General features: G+C 46.5%; 5 protein-coding genes. All 5 read left to right on the top strand.

Annotation, left to right across the window (positions count from 1 at the left end):
- Nucleotides 1-265, top strand: a 265-nt coding sequence (locus CZ379_RS00090; RefSeq protein ID WP_234404755.1) for a hypothetical protein, incomplete at its 5' end; no start/stop codon positions are given.
- Nucleotides 266-325: 60 nt separating this feature from the next.
- A complete protein-coding gene (locus CZ379_RS00085; protein ID WP_110929739.1) occupies nucleotides 326-1,228 on the top strand; it encodes a hypothetical protein in 903 nt (300 codons plus the stop codon).
- Nucleotides 1,194-1,994, top strand: a complete 801-nt coding sequence (locus CZ379_RS00080) for a PD-(D/E)XK nuclease-like domain-containing protein (protein WP_110929738.1) — start codon at nucleotides 1,194-1,196, stop codon at nucleotides 1,992-1,994. The genes CZ379_RS00085 and CZ379_RS00080 overlap by 35 nt, the downstream gene beginning before the upstream one ends.
- A gap of 11 nt (nucleotides 1,995-2,005) precedes the next feature.
- The gene (gene ssb / locus CZ379_RS00075; RefSeq protein ID WP_110929737.1) at nucleotides 2,006-2,416 is read left to right on the top strand and encodes a single-stranded DNA-binding protein; all 411 of its coding nucleotides are present in this window, start codon (nucleotides 2,006-2,008) and stop codon (nucleotides 2,414-2,416) included.
- Nucleotides 2,417-2,431: 15 nt separating this feature from the next.
- Nucleotides 2,432-2,694: hypothetical protein (locus CZ379_RS00070; RefSeq protein ID WP_199925380.1), on the top strand; the 263-nt coding region annotated here is incomplete at its 3' end.

Below are 2,694 nucleotides of genomic sequence, written 5' to 3'. Positions count from 1 at the left end.
TTCGAGTTTCAGAACCACGCACACAGAGGCGATTATGACCGTGTGTTACGGAGATTGGAGGAAGAGAATGCAGCATCTAACAAAGGCGCTAACCGATCTAAAGCAGCTCCAAGAAGATATCCATTGCCAGTCGGTGGGACACGCCTTGTGCGCAATGGGAGAATTTATAACCCATGGCACCTTGGATAGTGTTATAGCCAACTTGGAGACAGTGGAACAGGTGCTAGAAACGAAGAATGACCACGGTTGCCGCCGTGATCACTAAGACACTTTCAAATAAATTGTTACGGACACAATAACACAAAAATTAGGAGGTTGTAAAGCTATGAGTTTTGATGATCATTCCCCGATTAATTATAACGACTATTTACCATCGGCACCAGAAGCCCGTTCTGTGGCTCATGAAATGGTGGCAACAAGGCAAAGTGAACAGGTAAAGGCAGCTCTATTTTCTGCTAAACAATTTCCGAGAGATCAGCAATTATCTTTTAACCGAATTATGCAAGCTTGTCAGCGGAAGAAGCTTGCGGAGGAAGCGGCATATGAGTATCCAAAGGGTGGAAGTAGAGTTTCGGGGCCTTCCATCCGCTTAGCCGAAGTTCTAGCGCAGAATTGGGGCAACATGGAGTATGGCGTGATTGAACTTGAGCAAGTTAACGGAGTTTCGAAGATGGAAGCCTACGCCTGGGATATTGAAACGAATACACGGCGTTCAATGATATTCAATGTAAAGCATGAACGGAAGGCCAAGGGGCGCATTGATAAATTAGACGATCCTCGTGACGTTTATGAGCTAACTGCCAACATGGGGGCGCGGCGTGTCCGTGCTTGCATCCTTGGAGTTATCCCTGGCGATATTGTCGATGCAGCTATGGAGCAGTGCAAACAAACTCTCATCAATGGTTACGACGAGCCATTAGCAGATCGCGTAAGAAATGCGCTCCTTAAATTTCAAGAGAAATACGGAGTCACTAAGGAAATGGTTGAGGAGTTTTTGGGATGCAGTCAGGATTCGTTCACCGAAAACGACTATTTGCGACTGGGCGGCGTATGGAAGTCTCTAACGGACAACATGGCTAAACGAGAGGATTATTTCAACTTCGGCAAAGTTCATGTTGCTACGAATACAGAAGAAGAATTTATAAAGGCTCAGGCCGAAGCTGCTGAGAAAGTTAAAAAGGGCGGTGGTAAGGATGATCCTAAACAATCAGAATTACCACTCGACTGAGGCGAATCAACATTACTGGTCAAACAGCCAATACAAAGAGTTCCTTGAATGCGAAGCGCGGGGCATGGCGAAGTTGCGAGGGTGGGCCGAACCACCTTCGGAAGCTTTGCTAGTCGGTTCTTATGTCCATGCGTACTTTGAAAGTAAAGAAGTATTCGAGCAATTCAAATCTGAAAATCCTGAAATCATAGCTTCTAAAGGTGCTAATAAGGGGAATTTGAAAAAGGAATTTCAGAGAGCAGATGAACTTATACGAACTATTGAAAACGACCCACTATGCATGTTTGTCCTTCAAGGCCAAAAGGAAGTTATTTTAACGGCTGAATTTGCGGGGGCAAAGTGGAAAGTGAAAATGGACAACTACGCACCGGATCGTAATAGGTTTTCGGACATTAAGACAGTACGAGAAATACAAAAAGAAACCTGGGATCCCAATAACGGCTATGTGACGTTTGTGGAGGCTAGTGGCTATGTAACCCAAATGGCACTCTACGCAGAGATTGAACGGCGTGTACAAGGGCGTGACGGATGGATAGAACCCATTATAGTAGCTGTTTCAAAGGAAGACCCACCAGACAAGGCTGTAATCTCTATTAATGGTTATGACATTCAACGGGAACTGGATTTGATAGAAATGAACATGCCTCGTTTGATAGAGGTTAAATCCGGACGAATTGAGCCCGACCGCTGCGAAAATTGCCGTTACTGTCGTGAGACAAAGACATTGAACAAAATCGTGCATTACACGGAACTTATCAATCAATAGGAGGAATTCCATTGCTTAATAGAGTGATCCTTATCGGGAGGTTAACCCGAGATCCTGAATTGAGATATACCCCTTCTGGTGTGGCTGTTACTCAGTTCACGATTGCCGTGGACAGACCGTTCACATCGCAGGGCGGAGAGCGAGAAGCGGATTTTATTCCGGTCGTAACTTGGAGACAACTGGCTGAGACGTGCGCGAATTACTTGCGTAAGGGTCGCCTCACAGCGGTTGAAGGACGCATTCAGGTACGGAATTACGAGAATAGCGAGGGTAAGCGCGTATACGTGACAGAGGTCATTGCTGATAACGTGCGTTTCCTGGAATCGAACCGGGACGACAAACGAAGTGGCGGGCAAAGTGAACGGGATCCATTCGCAGACGATGGTAAACCGATCGATATACCGGATGATATGCCTTTCTAGGAGAGGGGTGATCATATGTTTGACTTTGGTCTCAACTCATATTCCAAAGAACAGCAATTAGGTAGGCGGCGCGAATCTAAAACGCCTTTGCGAGACCGGAAGCAGAATAAAAACGAGGACAAGGAGCTTACAAAGGAACAGGTACGGGCAGTGGTAAAGAAGCGCGACGGGAATTGGTGCTTGCTTAGCGGCAAGCCCGGCCCCGGACTACATTTGCACCGGGTTAAATATAGCGGCATGGGCGGAGGTGGTGGCAAGTACGAGGTTTGGAACTGTGT

The sequence above is a fragment of the Paenibacillus bouchesdurhonensis genome, from assembly GCF_900155685.1.
GTDB lineage: Bacteria > Bacillota > Bacilli > Paenibacillales > Paenibacillaceae > Fontibacillus > Fontibacillus bouchesdurhonensis.
This window is presented reverse-complemented; position numbering and strand designations above follow the sequence as displayed.